The 16,243-nt window shown below is 45.9% G+C and carries 14 protein-coding genes and 1 pseudogene; 10 read left to right on the top strand and 5 right to left on the bottom strand.

Features of this window, described 5'->3' with window-relative positions:
• Position 1 precedes the first annotated feature (1 nt).
• Entirely contained in the window at positions 2–883 is an 882-nt protein-coding gene (locus QUB16_RS24715; protein WP_333320208.1) for a TauD/TfdA family dioxygenase, read from the top strand.
• 333 nt (positions 884–1,216) lie between these two features.
• On the opposite strand, the gene QUB16_RS24710 is transcribed toward QUB16_RS24715, so the two are convergent.
• The 4 genes and pseudogenes from QUB16_RS24710 to folD all read right to left on the bottom strand — a co-directional run bounded on the left by QUB16_RS24710 (position 1,217) and on the right by folD (position 4,256).
• Positions 1,217–2,014 (bottom strand): calcium-binding protein, encoded by a 798-nt coding sequence (locus QUB16_RS24710; protein WP_333320206.1) that lies wholly within the window; start codon positions 2,012–2,014, stop codon positions 1,217–1,219.
• Positions 2,015–2,087: 73 nt separating this feature from the next.
• Positions 2,088–2,231 (bottom strand): annotated as a pseudogene (locus QUB16_RS24705) (bifunctional 5,10-methylene-tetrahydrofolate dehydrogenase/5,10-methylene-tetrahydrofolate cyclohydrolase); the annotation flags it as partial.
• Positions 2,232–2,551: 320 nt separating this feature from the next.
• A complete protein-coding gene (locus QUB16_RS24700; RefSeq protein WP_333320202.1) occupies positions 2,552–3,304 on the bottom strand; it encodes a calcium-binding protein in 753 nt (250 codons plus the stop codon).
• Between the two features lie 73 nt (positions 3,305–3,377).
• A complete protein-coding gene (folD, locus tag QUB16_RS24695; RefSeq protein WP_333320200.1) occupies positions 3,378–4,256 on the bottom strand; it encodes a bifunctional methylenetetrahydrofolate dehydrogenase/methenyltetrahydrofolate cyclohydrolase FolD in 879 nt (292 codons plus the stop codon).
• 144 nt (positions 4,257–4,400) lie between these two features.
• Here folD and QUB16_RS24690 point away from each other — a divergent pair, with 144 nt between their 5' ends.
• Together QUB16_RS24690 and QUB16_RS24685 are read left to right on the top strand one after the other, a co-directional pair.
• On the top strand, positions 4,401–4,832 hold the full coding sequence (locus QUB16_RS24690; RefSeq protein WP_333320198.1) for a DNA-binding protein: 432 nt from the start codon (positions 4,401–4,403) through the stop codon (positions 4,830–4,832).
• 192 nt (positions 4,833–5,024) lie between these two features.
• On the top strand, positions 5,025–5,447 hold the full coding sequence (locus QUB16_RS24685) for an NUDIX hydrolase (RefSeq protein ID WP_333320196.1): 423 nt from the start codon (positions 5,025–5,027) through the stop codon (positions 5,445–5,447).
• A gap of 703 nt (positions 5,448–6,150) precedes the next feature.
• Here QUB16_RS24685 and QUB16_RS24680 read toward each other — a convergent pair.
• Positions 6,151–6,699, bottom strand: a complete 549-nt coding sequence (locus QUB16_RS24680) for a LeuD/DmdB family oxidoreductase small subunit (RefSeq protein WP_333320194.1) — start codon at positions 6,697–6,699, stop codon at positions 6,151–6,153.
• Between the two features lie 547 nt (positions 6,700–7,246).
• Here QUB16_RS24680 and QUB16_RS24675 point away from each other — a divergent pair.
• The 7 genes from QUB16_RS24675 to QUB16_RS24645 all read left to right on the top strand — a co-directional run bounded on the left by QUB16_RS24675 (position 7,247) and on the right by QUB16_RS24645 (position 16,026).
• Positions 7,247–8,125, top strand: coding sequence for a hypothetical protein (locus QUB16_RS24675; RefSeq protein ID WP_333320192.1), 879 nt, complete (start codon positions 7,247–7,249; stop codon positions 8,123–8,125).
• 603 nt (positions 8,126–8,728) lie between these two features.
• The gene (locus QUB16_RS24670; protein WP_333320190.1) at positions 8,729–8,923 is read left to right on the top strand and encodes a hypothetical protein; all 195 of its coding nucleotides are present in this window, start codon (positions 8,729–8,731) and stop codon (positions 8,921–8,923) included.
• 18 nt (positions 8,924–8,941) lie between these two features.
• Positions 8,942–11,167: a GAF domain-containing sensor histidine kinase gene (locus tag QUB16_RS24665; RefSeq protein ID WP_333320239.1), complete on the top strand. Its 2,226-nt coding sequence runs from the start codon at positions 8,942–8,944 to the stop codon at positions 11,165–11,167.
• Positions 11,168–11,609: 442 nt separating this feature from the next.
• Positions 11,610–13,289 (top strand): AarF/ABC1/UbiB kinase family protein, encoded by a 1,680-nt coding sequence (locus tag QUB16_RS24660; protein ID WP_333320188.1) that lies wholly within the window; start codon positions 11,610–11,612, stop codon positions 13,287–13,289.
• 224 nt (positions 13,290–13,513) lie between these two features.
• Positions 13,514–14,602 carry a galactose-1-phosphate uridylyltransferase gene (gene galT, locus QUB16_RS24655; RefSeq protein ID WP_333320186.1) on the top strand — a complete coding sequence of 363 codons (1,089 nt, stop codon included), beginning with the start codon at positions 13,514–13,516 and terminating at the stop codon, positions 14,600–14,602.
• A 159-nt stretch (positions 14,603–14,761) separates the two neighbouring features.
• Positions 14,762–15,874, top strand: a complete 1,113-nt coding sequence (locus tag QUB16_RS24650) for a M24 family metallopeptidase (protein ID WP_333320184.1) — start codon at positions 14,762–14,764, stop codon at positions 15,872–15,874.
• A complete protein-coding gene (locus QUB16_RS24645) occupies positions 15,856–16,026 on the top strand; it encodes a hypothetical protein (protein ID WP_333320241.1) in 171 nt (56 codons plus the stop codon). The genes QUB16_RS24650 and QUB16_RS24645 overlap by 19 nt, the downstream gene beginning before the upstream one ends.
• Positions 16,027–16,243: the final 217 nt, after the last annotated feature.

The following is a 16,243-nucleotide window of genomic DNA, read 5'->3' as shown; positions in this document are numbered from 1 at the left end:
TATGAAGGTAAATACACAGCTTTTATCAGAAAATGTTGGTCAACAAATCATCAATACGGATAATATCAATATTTTAGACCTGGACAGGGAAGAAATTATTAACCTGTTTAAATCTTATGGTGTCTTGCTTTTTAGAGGGTTTGAAAATAGTGTTGCTACTTTTACCGAATTCACTAACTCCCTTAGTAAAGATTTTCGGGATTACACCGGAGGCGTGTTTAATCGCCGAGTAATTAATGGGAATGCAACTATTTTAAGCGTCAATGATTTTAATGATGAGATTAAATTGCATGGAGAAATGTACTATCAGCGAGATATTCCGTTGATGCTTTGGTTCTTCTGTGCTCATCCAGCATCAGAAAACGGTGAAACAATAATATGTGATGGAAGGCAATTTTTCAATGAACTCAGTAGTCCAATCAAAGAGCTATTTGCTCATAAAAAATTAAAATATTGTGGTCATTTGGATAAGGATGTTTGGCAAAAGCAATACAAAACTACCGACTTAAGAGTAGTAGAACAGACCTGTAGAAGAAATAATTTACTATTGCAAATAAACGCAGATGAATCCATCGATCTTCAATATGTTTGTCCAGCAATACATCCAAGTAGATGTGGAAAATATTCGACCTTTATTAGCAGCTTATTACCAGCAAAACATAGATCTAAAAACACCGTTTTTTTTGATGATAATTCCGAAATTACTGATGATATTGTTTCAGAGCTAAATGAAGTGGCTGAGAGAATAACTACAGAAATATCCTGGAAAACAGGGGATATTCTAATGGTTGACAATACTAGAATCATGCATGGCAGAAGAGCTTTTTCTGATACTCAACGGGATATTTATTTGCGCTTATGTTCTCCAGCGTTTCCATTCTAAATGCAAATCCACGCAATCAGGGTAAGAGCATCTCAATCAGGCTTGGCACAAGGGCTGGAGAATTTTCATCCTGTAGTCATCATTCATCGCAACCCGTAGTCTTTTCTGTCGTAAGCTACGCTTGAGAGTGGTTTCTTGATAACAGCATTAAGAGCCATCCGTCTGAATACAGCCAAGTTCCGAGGGCTGTTAAACGAGCGAATGCGACATTGAGCTTGATTAAAAGCATTAGGGTGCGTCGCCACCCTTAAATATTCAAATCCGATATACCATCTCACAGCGACGCACCGTACTTCTGATCAGTTTGTCAGCTCACTACTGATTGTCCTAAACTTAGAAACCCTGAACGGAAACAATCCTGCTTTGTAGTTCATTAGGCGTTACATTGTCTACAAAACCTAAAATCGTGTTATAATTTCTGACTCTGATTAGAGTTCCTGAATAAACTCCGGTAATTCCGCCTCTGGGTTGAGTTCCTGAAGCAGATCCACTTGCGCCGGCCGGACCTGGAGGGAGTAATGGTTGTAAAGCTTGCGGGAAATCGATCGTATATGTTAATGCCACATTCTGTACCGGCTCCAACACTATATCATTGACCGTTAAGTCAGTCGCTAATCCAATGCGATCGCTATCAGGGTCAAAACTTTCTATTATATCACTAGAATTGATATCTGTAGTGGCAGGGTCTATTCCCAGAACGCATAAATTATTGCCGAACCCACAAGTTAACAAGTCTCTGCCCAAGCCGCCAACCAGAGTGTTATCCCCCCCTGCGCCGTCTAAAACATCATTGCCTCTACCCCCAAATAAAATATCATTGCCAGCCTCTCCAAGAATAAAATCAGCATCTAGACCACCATTGAGGGAGTTATTCCCCTCCTGTCCAAACAAGGCATCTCTTCCTTTTCCCCCAAATAAAGAATCGTTGCCTGCAAAGCCTCTGAGAATATCTTCCCCTTCATTTCCCAGGATTAACTCGCTAGCCCCTGAGCCATCTACTGTATCGTCGCCATCGAGGGCCCAAGCTCCTAAAGGGAAGTTGGTTACATCTCCAGGAAAAAGTTGAATTAATTCCGAGGTGTTGTCGCCAATTAAGCGCACTATCCCTGATGGATCTGGTTTTAAAGCCATAGTTAAAATCTTTGTGTGTTGGTAGATTACTAACCCTACTTGAGCCCATACTGGCTCACAAGTGGGTCATAATTCAATTAGAACCGTATTTAATATAACTCGAAACGGTATTTTCCAAAAGCCTAGCAACAGTCATCGGCCCGATTTCTCCCGGCACCGACGTGATAAATCCGGCTACTGTTTTAACAGCATTAAAATCCACATCTGGGGCCAAACGACTCGTACCGTCTGGATTGACAAGCCCGAATTCGCGTTGTTGCTATCAATAATTTCTCACGGTAAATCTTAGTGATTAGTGATTTCGCTCCGAGCATGAAATCGCTACTACACCAACTTTCGTCCGCCGATGCGGACTCAAAGAGTAAATAATTTTACAAGACTTACGCTGCACAGTCAAATTTTACACGCCTCATAGTAGTAAGGTGCGAAATACGCACCCTACTACTAGCGTTTCTGCGTAAGTCCTGTAAATATCAGCAGTTAATTTAGGGCTAACAATATGATAAGTTTGTCAGCTCACCACTGATTGTCCTGAACTTAGAAACCCTGAACGGAAACAATCCTGCTTTGTAGTTCATTAGGGGTTACATCCTTTACAAAACCTAAAATCGCGTTAGAATTCCTGACTCTGATTAGAGTTCCTGAAGAAAGTTCGCTAACGCTGACCAGATTTGGGAGCAATGGTTGTAAAGCTGGCGACAGATCGAACCTATATGTGAATGTCACATTCTCTACCGGCTCCAACACTATATCATTCACCGTTAAGCCACTCGCTAATCCAATGCGATCCACCTCAGGATCAAAATTTGTGATCGCATCACTAGAATTGATATCTGTACTGGCAGGATCTATTCCCAGAACGCATAAATTATTGTCAAAACACATTAAGAAGTCTCTGCCCAAGCCGCCAACCAGAGTGTTATTCCCTATTTCGTCGAGTAAAAAATCATTGCCTCTACCCCCAAATAAAATATCATCGCCACGCTCTCCAGTAACGAAATCAGCATCTAGACCACCACTGAGGCAGTCATTTCCATCAACTCCAGACAGGGCATCTCTTCCTTTTCCCCCAAATACAGAATCATTGCCGTCAAAACCTGTGAGAAAATCTTCCCCTTCATTTCCCAGGATTAACTCGCTAGCCCCTGAGCCATCTACTGTATCGTCGCCATCGAGGGCCCAAGCTCCTAAAGGGAAGTTGGTTACATCTCCAGGAGAAAGTTGAATGAATTCCGAGGTGTTGTCGCCAATTAAGCGCACTATCCCTGATGGATCGGGTTTTAAAGCCATAGCTAAAATCTCTGTGTGTTGGTAGATTACTAACCCTAATTGAACCAATACTGGCTCACAAGTGGGTCATAATTCAATTAGAACCGTATTCAATATAAGTCGAAACGGTATTTTCCAAAAGCATAGCAACAGTCATCGGCCCGATTCCTCCCGGCACCGGCGTGATAAATTCGGCTACGGTTTTAACAGCATCAAAGTCCACATCTCCGACCAAACGACTCGTACCGTCTGGATTGACGACGCGGTTAATACCGACATCAATTACTACTGATCCAGGTTTGACCATATTAGGTGTAATCATTTCTGTGCGGCCGACTGCAGCTATTAAAATATCGGCTTGATTGGTAATCGATTCTAAGTTTTGCGATCGCGAATGAGCTACAGTAACAGTGCAGTCGGCTTCTAATAGCATCAGTGCCATTGGTTTACCTACCAAAATACTTCTGCCCAAAACAACGGCATTTTTTCCTTTTAAATCAATCTGGTATTCCTGCAATAACCGCATCACTCCGGCGGGAGTACAACTCCGCAAACCTTCCTCCCCGCGCACGAGACGGCCTAAATTTACAGGGTGAAGTCCGTCAGCATCTTTGTCGGGGGCAATTTGGTACAGCAGCGAAATTGCATCTAAGTGTTCTGGTAGCGGTAATTGAACTAAAATGCCATCTACTCGATCGTCCTCGTTGAGTGCACGAATTGCAAGTTCTAGTTCGGCTTGAGTAGCGTTTGCGGGGTAATGCTGGCCGAAGGAAGCTATGCCAACTTTAGCGCAGGCTCGCTCTTTATTGCGAACATAGGCTGCGCTGGCTGGGTTGTCCCCCACCATCAGCACCGCCAGTCCCGGAGGACGCCCCTTTTGGGGTTGTAGGGCACGGACTCGATCGCTCAGCTCGCTTTGAATCTTTGTCGCTAAAGCTTTGCCATCTAGTATTTGAGCAGTTTTGGCATCCATTGTAGACTCTGGGTTAGGGGCTGACGATTTTAGATTTTAGCTTAATCCCCGCCAAGGACTCCACTAGAGAAATTTCTTACTTGCGATCGATTCTGGGGATTCTGTTAAAGTAAGTCGTATCTCAAATCTCAAATCAGTTGACCAATGACTACTGCAAATAAGCAAGTTTGGGTTCAAAGATTCTGTACCAGCTCTTTGTCGCTAATCCTCGCCAGCGGTTTCTTCAGTTGTGGCAATTTACCCATGTCTCAACTTAATCTTGGCTTTAATGTTGCTAGCATTGGCGACGTTCAACAAAAGCGACAAGTCGATGGTGAAGTTTATCTCCGGGGAAAGGTAGAAAATCGCGCTCCGTTTGTAGGGAATGCGGCTTATCAAATTGACGATGGTACTGGCAGTATGTGGATTTTAACCAAGCAAGAGTTGCCCCAGCTTGGCGATGAAGTGTTGCTGAAGGGAGAAGTCCGCTACAAGAGTATTACTCTGAAGGAATTGGCCGGAAAAGATTTAGGTGAAGTTTATGTTGAGGAAATGGAACAATTAAAGCGCACTCCCAGTTCAGACAAGGGGAAATAAGCATGGGTTATTTGTTATTTGTTATTGGTTATTTGATAATTGCTCTTGGTTCCCTCTTCCTTATTTATTTAATAGCTGAGGAATACTCGAGAATTAATCCGTGTATTCCTGTTAAATAACTAATGACTAATGACTACTGACTACTGACTAATGACTAATGACTAATGACTACTGACTACTGACTAATGACTAATGACTAAAATTCACGTTGCGATCGCGATTTTATACCAAGACGGCAAGTTTCTCTGTCAGTTGCGAGACGATATTCCTCATATCAGATATCCCGGACATTGGGCTTTGTTTGGCGGGCACTTGGAACCGGGAGAAACTGCCCAAGTGGCTGTCTTGCGGGAATTGAAAGAAGAAATTAGTTATGCTCCTGCAAGTGTTTCTTTTTTCTGTTGCGATGTCGAAAAAGATGTGGTTCGCCACGTTTTTCATGCACAACTTAGTGCGGATGTCAAGGATTTAGTTTTGCTTGAGGGTTGGGATATGAAGTTGTTGACACCGGAGCAGATTCGGGCGGGAAAATGCTTTTCTGAGCAGTCAGGAGATGTGCGACCTTTTGGGATTGCTCACCAGCGTATTTTATTGAATTTTATTGACTCGATTTGAGAAAATTGGTACGCACCCTACATTGGATGGGTTTGAACAGGGAGCAATTGCTAGGATGATATTTTCCTAGACTTGTAGGTAATACTCATGACAATTGGTGTAGACTGAAGTAGCCTGCATAAAACCATCAGTAATGATGACTTGGACTTTCTCTCACTTCTCTCAAGCTTTCGCTTGAGAGCATCTCTGTAATCCTTGCGGTTCGAGGTTGGTCAAAACCAGTGAAGAATACACCTCCAAAATTTGTGCAAAATACGGTGAGAGCCATAAAAGTTAGGTGGCTCTAAAATTTTTAAAGGCCCCAACTGTGGTTAGAAAACACCCAGTTTGAGTAGCGCTTTAGGGATTTTCCTTAAAGCTTTGTGGGATACCACCATGCTCTGGGACCAGTGTGATGAGCGTGCTATATTCGGATTCTCTCAGGTTGTCGGAGATTGTCTGGATTAAAAGTATCAGATACTCGTAAGGTGCGATCGGGCGTGCACCCTACATTGCAGGTAGGGCTGTTTCATTCTCTTGTAGGGGCAGCCCCCCGTGGCTGCCCCAATCTCTGAAACACGAGCAAATCGTGGATGGGGAGGGTAGGCACGGGGAGTAGGGGTAGCACTACCCCTACACAATCATCGTTTTCCGTAGGGGCAATCTGACCCCTACTCCCCGTGGTTGCCCCGAAACAGCCCTGACATTGCAGGGGTTTTAAAACTTAAGAGCGAGCCGCAATCATTCCCGTTTGGCGCGCGTACTCAAACAACCCTCCGGCATCAATCACCGGCCCTACTTCTCCTAACGGCTTGAGCGAGAAAGTTCGATCGAGAGTGTGGTTGACAATTACCTCTGCTGTAAAGTCGATCGTCACTTCTTGGCCGGTTACAAACAAGTCGCAGAGCCGATCGACTGATTCGATCGGGTACAATTCGCCAGTAGCCGAGCAATTGCGAAAGAAAATGCGTGCGTAAGACAAAGCCACCACTGCAGTGACGCCTGCAGCCCCCAGAGCGATCGGAGCGTGCTCCCGCGAAGAACCGCAGCCAAAATTTTCGCCAGCTATGATAATCGGATACCGGGTTTTCTGTTCATCGGCTTCGATAAACTTACCGTAGCGATCGGGCAACCCAATCATAGCGTAACTGCCTAGTTTCTCGTACTCGTCCGGCTTCGAGGGAACCAGGGTCAGGTATTCGGCCGGGATAATTTGATCTGTGTCGATGTTGTCGTCTACAACAAAAATTTGACCGCTAATTACTTTACCCATAGTTTATTTCCTGTTAGCCTCGCTCGATGCTGTGGTGATAATTTTAAGTGGATCGGTATGCAAGATTTGCATCTGTTCATTTTAACCTGGCAGTGTCAGTGATAACCTGTTTGACATCCACCCCGACCGTCGCGGACGGGGATTCCCAAACCTCACGATTTGAATTTCTGCTTCTTCGCAACTGCCTCCACCCTAAAAGAGATTTGGTCTTATGTTCGCTCCACAGACTAACCCCGCAAGAGAAAGCGGTTTTTACGTGTCGAATACCAAACGGAATTCTTCTTCGTTTTTGATTCTAGGGATGTTTACCATTGCCCTATCCTCTTTTCCCGGTCTACCGATTTTGCTTCGCCGCCAGCACCTCGGGCTGAACTTCGCTCGTATAGGCTGTTTGATCCATCGTCTCGGGTGGGTCGTTGACCAATTATATTGTAAGATAAAGCCGTCCTAAAAGGACGAGGTTTCTACCCAATTTTCTGATGAGTAAAAATTAGATCCGAGACTTTGGGTTAACAATTAACAGCTTGCTAAGCGTCAAGATAGTTTTATGACCAATCCAATTGATGACATTGCTCGACAAGCTCGCGAGGGCTCGGTTGCATCGATTATTCAAATCCTTAATGACGAACTGGCACAGGTAGGCGTCAGGGCCAGAGCCGTGTTTGCAGACGGGGTGCTGCAACTGCTGTGCGAAGCTGCAACGCCCCAACTGCTCGAAGAGTCTAGTTTGGTCGATCGAGTCCGAGAAATTTTGGAACGCATTTCGCCCCACAATATTCGCCGAGTCAACATCAACAGTCGGCTTGTCCGAGAACACCAACTGCTGTGGCTGGAAGAAATTAGCCGCGATCCCGAAAATCAACTGTTGTGGTCTCAAGAAATTAAACTCCGAAAGCCTAATTTGTTCAAGCGTTTAGCTCTGAGCAACCATCACGAACGCCAAGCTCTCGCAGGCAAGCGGGCTTTGCCGAGAATGGCTATACCTCGATCGATGCAGCAACCGCGGCAATTTCAGCGCGGTATCGTCGGCGGCATCAGCTTGAGTGTGCTGTTGCTAGCTGCTGCCGCCGCCATTCACAAAGGGCTCAATTCCCAAGTGCCAAACAGCACACAAGCCACCACCCAAGCAGTTGCCACTGGCGCTCCCTCGGAGGCAAAACCTGCTGTGAAAATTTCTAAGGAGACTGTTAATTCTGCTGGTGACTCTTTTGCCCAAGCAGTGCGAGTAGCCGAACAAGCAGCCACCGAGGGCAAAACCGCTCAATCTCGCCAGGATTGGTTAGTCGTAGCTGCTAAGTGGCAGCAAGCTTCCGATTTGATGGCCGCTGTGCCTTCCAAGCATCCCCGCTACACAACGGCTCAGAACCGGACGGCACTTTACCGCGAAAATAGCGATAAAGCCCAACAGGAAGCACAAAATAATTGACATACCTCCTCGTCCTTTCATGAGCGAGGATTCCTTAACGCTTCACAGCAACGCGCTACCAAAGTAGTCTTACCGTCGCTCCACGTCCGTTTAGAGTCTCCCAATGCCCGCTAGGCGACTATGTTTCGTTGTACTCAAGCAAAAAGCTTGGTGTCTTCAGGGTTGCAGTTAAGCATTGCCCCTCCAAACTGTCTAGGTGCGCTCTTATCGTAGCTATTTCAACGCGTCTTGAGCCTGTAGACTTCTCTATTCTAGCTCAAAGCCGTCGTAGAACGACGGGGTTTTAGACCCATTTTTCTGATAAATTTAACAAGAGAGTTCGCCGCGCTGCTCTAGGTGTTGTGAAAAATGAGTTGTGGAGTAAAAACTCGGAAACTCTCAGCCGGCGTTATGAGTGATAATTTGGGGATTTTGAATTTTTGCGATCGGCGTTACTCGATCGGCCCATTTGTATCAAAATAAAATTTGTTAAGATCACAAACTTAAAGAGGAAACATCACAGGGTGAGGAGATGGGTGTCACTAAGCGGTCTCTAGAAAAACTTCATACTACTAATAACCGCCAAAATTAGCGGGAATGGGATTGATAATCATCCGGTAAAGGATGGTAAAGTTCATCCCGTACAGATCGAAGGGTAAAAAACAGGAAAATAGAACTCGGTCAGATCGGGGTATATTTTCACATATCGATCGACCCGCCGATCGGCTGCACAAACACAGAAAGCAGGCTCATAACGGTCAAGCCGACAGTTATGGAGAGGTTCTAGATTGGCAGCGGGAGCCGGCTCAAACATCTTAGAATAAAGGCTTGGTTGCCATGATCGATCGCCAGGGAAGTCAAGAGTTTACTTCGATCGACCGATCGCCGTCAGAGTCTTGCACTTTGCATTTACCGCAAATCCCAGAACCAGTATCAGTCCAAAACTTTTTGGATCGTCTTATGCAGTTCCAGGTCGATCCTGCCCTTATCGGGCGACAAATTTCCCAAATTCTCGCGACTAGCTTCGATCGAGAAATCCTGCTGCTGCAAATAGCCAATACTTTGGGGGTTGCATGGGGAGCAGATTTCTGTTTGGTTACTGCTGTGGTTGACCACAAAGCAGTACATCCGAATGCTTACTGGCAAAATAGCAGTGATTTTCCCTATGTGGCTGGTGTTGCCGATTCCACTGAAACACCGGAACACCCCCAAACCACAAGCTTAAAATCGCCTAGCATATCACTCGAACATCCCGTCTGGGCAAACGTCCTAGCAGACGGCGAGATACTGGCGATATCCGACTATCAAGATAGTCCGGCAGCTTCATCCCCCAATTCCCCTGTGACTGGGCTGCCTTTTCGGGCAATTTTGGCAGGGCCTGCGCGATTTGGAGGGGCTGTAAATGGCATGATGATTGTTGGTAAGTCGCAACCTCACGAGTGGTCGGTAGCCGATCGCCAGCGCCTTGAATCAGCATCAGACGCGATCGGCAGCGCGATTTCTCACATTCAAAAAACTCAAGAAATTGCCAGCTTAAACGCACAGTTACAGCGACAAGCTAAATACAAAAATCTACTCAGGTCAGTTGCTGCATCGATCGACACAAATTCAGAAGTCGATCGAATATTGCAGCAAGTTATTGAAAATACCGTCGCTACCCTGGAAGTAGATAGAGGCCAAATCCTACTCTTGAAATATACAGATCCTCTATTTACAACTCGCTCCCCCAATCAAACTCCCAAAGCGAAAGTCGAATTAGTTTGCGAATCCGTTGTAAAAAAAGCTCCAAACAAACAGGCAAGATCGCAAAGCGCGATCGGAAAAAAAAGCTCAACATCCAAAACAAAAAACAAGGATAAAACTGCTAATTCCCAATCCCAAATCCCTAACTCAAAACCAAATAACTCTCCCGCTTTTTGGCTGTCAGAATCTAATTTGTGCCACCAAGCATTCCACAGCGCACCCAAACCCCTCGCCCTCGCTGACGCAGGCGCATTAATCGCCAAAGAACAAGAGGCAGCCACAGAAATTTTGAAACTCCAAGGCATTCGCGGCTTGCTGCTGGTTCCCCTCACGGGCGGTAGCCGCCAGGAAACAGTTTTGGGTTTCTTGGTTTTGCAGCACTCCGAGCCGCGCACTTGGATCTCGGAAGAATTAGAAGTTCTCGAATCAGTCAGCGCTCAAGCGAGCAAGATGATTATCCAAACTCAAAGGCTTAAGGAATTGCAAAGCGTAGTCTTCGACAGAACCGCTCAGTTGCAGCAAAGTCTCGACCTGCAGGGGAAACTGTACGAACAATCTGCCAATCAGCTAGAGCAAATGCGGAAATTGAAGCTGATTAAAGACGAGTTTCTCAGCACTCTGAGTCACGAGTTGCGTACCCCTTTAACAATCATGAAGCTGGCGATTCTGATGCTCAAACAAGCTGAACTGCCGTCAGCGAGTCGGACTAAGTATCTCGACATTCTAGAACAGCAGTGTTCTAAGGAAACTGCTCTGGTTAACGATTTGCTAGCCCTCAAGCAGTTTGAGCCTCAGCAAGTCCCGATTTCTCTAATCAAAATCGATCTCAACCGTTTATTTCAAGATTTAGCTGGGGATTTTGAAAAACAGTGGGCGGATAAGCAATTGACTCTGAAGGTGGATTTGCCCAAGTTGACCCCTTGCTGGGAAACTGACCCGGACATTCTCAATCGGATACTGCTGGAATTGCTGACGAATGCTGGAAAATACTCTGCTTCTGGAACGGCGGTAGTTTTGGAGGCGTCTGAGGCAGCCGGCTATATTGTCCTGAGTATTTCTAATTTCGGGCGTGGCATTTCGGCTGCTGATTTGCCCCACATCTTTGACAAGTTCCGCCGTGGCACTGGCATTACTGACCAAGCTATCGCCGGTACGGGTTTGGGTCTGGCTCTGGTAAAGTCTTTAGTGCAGCACTTGAATGGTACTATTGATGTGTCTAGCTGTCCGGCCGAAAGTTCAGAAGCTGACAATTTGTGGCGCACATCTTTTACTCTGACTCTGCCGCAATTAGCAGCGGAACTCTGTAATGTAGAAGAATAGTTCGGTTGAGAAGCTGCTGGGAATTGGCAGCGAACAGGCGAAACTAGAAGACTTGCCAGAAGAGGCAGATTTGGAAATGTCCTAAACGCTACCAAGTCCTCTGTTTTGAATGGTGTGTCTGGTTGCCCGTCTAAATTGCCGGTTCTCTATTGCTGATTTTCCCCAGGACTTATATTATTTCGGGTTATTTTCCCGTAATTAGCGCGTGTTTGTAGTGAGTACGACTGTCCTCTATTTATTAATTAATCAGGACTTGCATTACTTACTAGGAACTTAATTATAATTGTATAGCCGGAGATGATATTAGGCAGTATAGACCAAAGAAACTGAGTTTTTTAACTGTTTCAAAGGCCTGCAACCCGTCTTTTCGTACAAGCCGGTTTCTGCGTCCTGGATAGTCCCTAAAAATTGTCACGGTGCATGGAATTCGATCGCCAATATTATGCTCACAAAAGCTGCACCTAAAACCCTGCGTTGGCAACGTTCTAAATATTCGCCACTGGCACGGCAAATAGATATTTTTGCAGCGGCGGGAAAGTTTATGTTTTTTTTGTGGTGGGACGCACTGCTGCAAAATAAGTCGCCTCAAACTAGAAGAATTCGCGCTCATTGGTTGGTCAATACTTTGCTGAATTTAGGCCCGACTTTTATTAAAATCGGGCAGTCTCTCTCGACTCGGGCGGATTTGCTGCCGCTTGAGTATGTGAAGGAACTCGAACAGTTGCAAGATCGGGTTCCTCAGTTTAGTTCCGAAGAGGCGATCGCTCTTGTAGAATCAGAGTTAGGCAAGGATATTTATGCTTTGTACCGCGATTTTGACCCGTCGCCTCTGGCGGCTGCGAGTCTGGGACAGGTGCACAAAGCGAGGCTGCACACCGGGGAAGATGTGATTGTAAAGGTGCAGCGTCCGGGTTTGGAAAGTTTATTTGATTTGGATGTGAAGGCGGTGCGCCAAGTGATGCGTTTTTGCCATCGCTATTTGCCTGCGACGCGCAAGTACGACCTGGAATCTATTTATCACGAGTTTTTTAAGATTTTATATCAAGAAATTGACTACGTGCAAGAAGGTAAAAATTCCGATCGCTTTAGCCATAATTTTCGAGAATATCCTCAGATTATTGTGCCGAAAGTCTACTGGCAATACACTACGAAAAAAGTGCTAACTCTAGAATACGCACCCGGCATTAAAGTGGACGATCGCATTAGTTTAGAGGCGATTGGAGTCGATATTGTGAAACTCAATCAAGTCGGAATTTGCTGTTATTTGAAACAGTTGTTAATTGACGGTTTTTTTCAAGCTGACCCGCATCCGGGAAATTTGGCGGTGACAGAAGATGGTAGCTTGATTTTTTACGATTTTGGGATGATGGCTGAGGTGAAGTCTCTGGCTAAAGACCAAATGGTCCAGACTTTTTTTGCTGTGATGAGAAAGGATACGGAGGAGGTACTCAATACTTTAATTACGATCGGCTTAGTTGAGCGGATGCCGGATATGATGCCGGTACGCAGGCTGATTGCTTTTCTGTTGGATAAGTTTATTGATAAGCCGATCGACTTTCAAGCTTTTAATGAAATTAAGAACGAACTTTACATCATGTTCGAGCAGCAACCGTTTCGCTTGCCTGCAGAAATGATGTTTATTGTCAAGTCGGTGACGACTCTCGACGGCATTGCTAGAACTCTCGACCCTGATTACAATTTCCTAGCATCCGCTCAGCCTTTTGTCAAGAGTATTGCGGTGAGCAAGGGGCGGGGAAATGCGATCGGAGAATTGGCAAGGCAAGCGCGAAGTTTTATTACATATAAGTTACGGCAGCCGAGCAAATCGCAAGTTTATCTCAACCGTTTGGAGCAGCGAATTGAAGAGGGCGAACTGCAAATTAGAGTGCGAAATATGGAGAGCGAAAGAGCCTTGAAACGCATTAATTTAGCCCTGAAAACTCTAATTTTCGCTTCTCTGACTGGTTTTGCGGTGCTGTCGGGTGCAGTGCTGCTAGTGGGCGGATATCAAACGGGGGCGATCGCAGCTTTTGCGGTTTCGGGATTCGGTGGCTTGTTTGTGTTGCGCTCGTTGTTAGATTTGTTGGTTAAGGAAAAGCTCGATCGAATGGTCGATCGATAAATATAGTGGGTAATTGGGAATTGCGATCGTAAGCTGCTACGCATTTAAATTGAATCCAGATCCGAGCTATCCAGCCCGTTCTACAATAGCAGACGATCGGCTGAGGTTGGTACTGCAAACTAAACTTGTTAACATAATTTGCGACTTTAGGTAGGGGCGGATTCTCAAAGCACGAAGTTATACTCCTAACATATATTAAACCCGATCGCCCGCCCCTACAAAAAATGTACGCCCAAACATTGCTAAAACCCGACGGCCGCCCACTCACACTGTACAGCCGCTACCCAATCCCAGAAGGTATCGCGGCCGTAAGTCCCAGCAATGAACCCGTACAGGCAAACCCGCACTTTCGCTGGCATCCTTTGCGGGGGGAATGGGTAGCATACGCCAGCCACCGTCAGGGAAGAACTTTCATGCCGCCACCGGAATACAACCCGCTGGCAGCTACAATTAACGCTAAGTTTCCGACAGAATTGCCGCCGGGAGATTACGATGTAGCCGTGTTTGACAACCGCTTTCCCTCGATGACTTTGCAAGCAAAAAACGCACCTGCAAATATTGTCGAAACTTTGCCCGCCAAGGGCATTTGCGAAGTCGTAGTTTTCACTCAAGATCCGCAGGCTTCCTTGGCTTCTTTGGAGTTATCTCACTTGGAATTATTGTTAGAAGTATGGGCCGATCGTACTTCAGTTATTGGCAGCAATTCCGAAATTCAATACGTCTTGCCCTTTGAAAATCGCGGCGTCGAAGTCGGAGTAACTTTGCACCATCCCCACGGTCAAATTTACGCTTATCCGTTCGTGCCACCGGTGCCGGCACGGATGTTAGAATGTCAATCGGTTTACTATCAAAAAAACAGTAGCGGTTTGCTGCATGATTTGATTCAAAAAGAGATTTCCGACAACCAGCGAATTATTTATTTAGACGAAGAGGCGATCGCCTTTGTCCCCGCTTGTGCCCGCTACCCTTACGAAGTGTGGATAGCCCCGATCGCCCCCGCTGCTACATTTGTCGATTTGACGGAAAAACAGCGCCAATCACTCGCTAAAGCCTTAAAAACAGTCACCCTCAAATATGACGGTTTGTGGCATCGCCCCTTCCCTTATTTGATGGCTTGGTTTCAAGGGCCCACAGACGGGAAGCCTCATCCAGAAGCGCATTTGCACGCCCAATTTTATCCGCCCTATCGATCGAGCGATCGATTAAAATACCTCGCAGGAACCGAACTCGCCGCCGGAATGTTTGCCAACGACGCTTTACCCGAAGAAAAAGCTAAAGAATTGCAAGCAGTATCTATCGATTTTAGATTTTAGATTTTAGATTTTAGATTTTAGAGATTGTAGATTTTAGATTTAGCAAATGTTAACTAAAATCAGTGATTTTCTTCCTTCTTCCTTCTTCCTTCCCCCCTTCTGAGGCAGCGGGGAGTTGACTTCTTCCTTCTTCCTTCTTCCTTCTTCCTTATTTCATATATGATAAACTCATTAAACCCAGAAGTTGAAAGCAAACTCGAATTCATCCGCAAAGCCTTAACCGAAACAAAAGCGATCGCCCTTCGTTTGCGCGGTACAGACTGGTTTGCCTGGGCCACAGCCGGCGGTTCCCATACAGTATTGCTAACCGCAGAAACCGGAGTTGCAGAACTTTTAATTACCGCCGAAACAGCTTGGGTTCTCACCGATGAAATCGAAGCTCAACGCTTGCAAGATGAAGAATTGCCAGCCAACTTTCAAATGCACATCTATCCTTGGGCAGATGTGGCACAGCGCGAAGCTTTTGTGAAAGAAATTACTGGTGGCGGTAACGTCATGAGCGATCGGCCAAATGCCCAAGAAACACCAATAATCGCTTCTTTACAGTCTCGCAAACAGACAATGATGTCAACCGAATTAGAGCGATACCGGCGAGTCGGGCGTTTAGCCAGCGAAGCGATGACAGAGGTACTTTCCGCCGCCAAACCCACATGGACAGAATATCAGCTAGCGGGAGCCGGTGCAGAGGCATTGTGGGCGAGAGGTTTGCATCCAGCACTTACCTTAGTTGCTGGAGAAAGGCGTTTGCCGCTGTACCGCCACGCCACAGCAACCGCCGAACAAATTGGGCGACAAGCAATGTTAGTATTTTGCGCGAGGGGAGGGGGTTTGTATGCCAATTTAACTAGATTTGTCTGTTTCGATTTTCTTGGGGAAAAGCATTCAGAGTTGCACAGACAAGTCAGAGAAATTGAAGCAGCGGCGCTAAATTTTTGCCGGCCGGGAGTAACGCTGAATGCGGTTTATGATACGCTTAAAACTACTTACGAAGAGCACGGATATCCTCAAGCAATTGCGGAACACCATCAAGGCGGAACTACGGGATATTTGGCGCGCGAAATTGTGGCGAATCCGGCTACTTCAGATATTTTGGCAGAAAATATGGCTGTGGCTTGGAATCCGAGTTTGTCGGGAGCAAAAATTGAGGATACGTTTTTAATTCACAGCGATGGAACGTTGGAAAATTTGACTTTTGATCCGAATTGGCCGAGTGTTGAAGTAGCGGGAAGGTTGCGGCCAGTACCGCTGGAAATATGGCACGATCGACCTTAGTCAATCTCAAGCAGTACCGAGCGATCGTAACGCGCTACGACAAACGCCCTGCAAACTTTTTAGGTGCAATTTATCTAGCCGCTTCTGTCATTTGGCTTAATTTAGGACACGCCCTAGAGGAAAAAAGGACACTACCCTACCAAAGACATTAAATTGAGTTCGGATCGCCTTACTTAATGTTTTGTTACATACTGATGATTTTTTCCGCCGACTTACTTAAGGAAAAACGCTGCTACATAAAGGTTTCCAGGACTTGTAGTCATGTAAAAAAGTTTTCAAAACCGGGAAAGTCTCACCGGAAAACGAGCGAGAAGCCCCTGGCTTTAGACATGGGGAGGAAAGCGGCTGCGACTTCAGTCGCCTTGAATC

Origin of the sequence: Microcoleus sp. D3_18a_C4 (assembly GCF_036702415.1) — a bacterium.
GTDB lineage: Bacteria > Cyanobacteriota > Cyanobacteriia > Cyanobacteriales > Microcoleaceae > Microcoleus.
Note: the sequence above shows the minus strand (reverse complement) of the source record. Positions and strands in the feature narration are given on the sequence as shown.

Bases quoted from the DNA above. Each gene is read 5' to 3' on its own strand.
- QUB16_RS24715 (WP_333320208.1), top strand. From the start codon at position 2: ATGAAGGTAAATACACAGCTTTTATCAGAAAATGTTGGTCAACAAATC.
- QUB16_RS24710 (WP_333320206.1), bottom strand. From the start codon at position 2,014: ATGGCTTTAAAACCAGATCCATCAGGGATAGTGCGCTTAATTGGCGAC.
- QUB16_RS24700 (WP_333320202.1), bottom strand. From the start codon at position 3,304: ATGGCTTTAAAACCCGATCCATCAGGGATAGTGCGCTTAATTGGCGAC.
- folD (WP_333320200.1), bottom strand. From the start codon at position 4,256: ATGGATGCCAAAACTGCTCAAATACTAGATGGCAAAGCTTTAGCGACA.
- QUB16_RS24690 (WP_333320198.1), top strand. From the start codon at position 4,401: ATGACTACTGCAAATAAGCAAGTTTGGGTTCAAAGATTCTGTACCAGC.
- QUB16_RS24685 (WP_333320196.1), top strand. From the start codon at position 5,025: ATGACTAAAATTCACGTTGCGATCGCGATTTTATACCAAGACGGCAAG.
- QUB16_RS24680 (WP_333320194.1), bottom strand. From the start codon at position 6,699: ATGGGTAAAGTAATTAGCGGTCAAATTTTTGTTGTAGACGACAACATC.
- QUB16_RS24675 (WP_333320192.1), top strand. From the start codon at position 7,247: ATGACCAATCCAATTGATGACATTGCTCGACAAGCTCGCGAGGGCTCG.
- QUB16_RS24670 (WP_333320190.1), top strand. From the start codon at position 8,729: ATGGTAAAGTTCATCCCGTACAGATCGAAGGGTAAAAAACAGGAAAAT.
- QUB16_RS24665 (WP_333320239.1), top strand. From the start codon at position 8,942: ATGATCGATCGCCAGGGAAGTCAAGAGTTTACTTCGATCGACCGATCG.
- QUB16_RS24660 (WP_333320188.1), top strand. From the start codon at position 11,610: ATGCTCACAAAAGCTGCACCTAAAACCCTGCGTTGGCAACGTTCTAAA.
- galT (WP_333320186.1), top strand. From the start codon at position 13,514: ATGTACGCCCAAACATTGCTAAAACCCGACGGCCGCCCACTCACACTG.
- QUB16_RS24650 (WP_333320184.1), top strand. From the start codon at position 14,762: ATGATAAACTCATTAAACCCAGAAGTTGAAAGCAAACTCGAATTCATC.
- QUB16_RS24645 (WP_333320241.1), top strand. From the start codon at position 15,856: ATGGCACGATCGACCTTAGTCAATCTCAAGCAGTACCGAGCGATCGTA.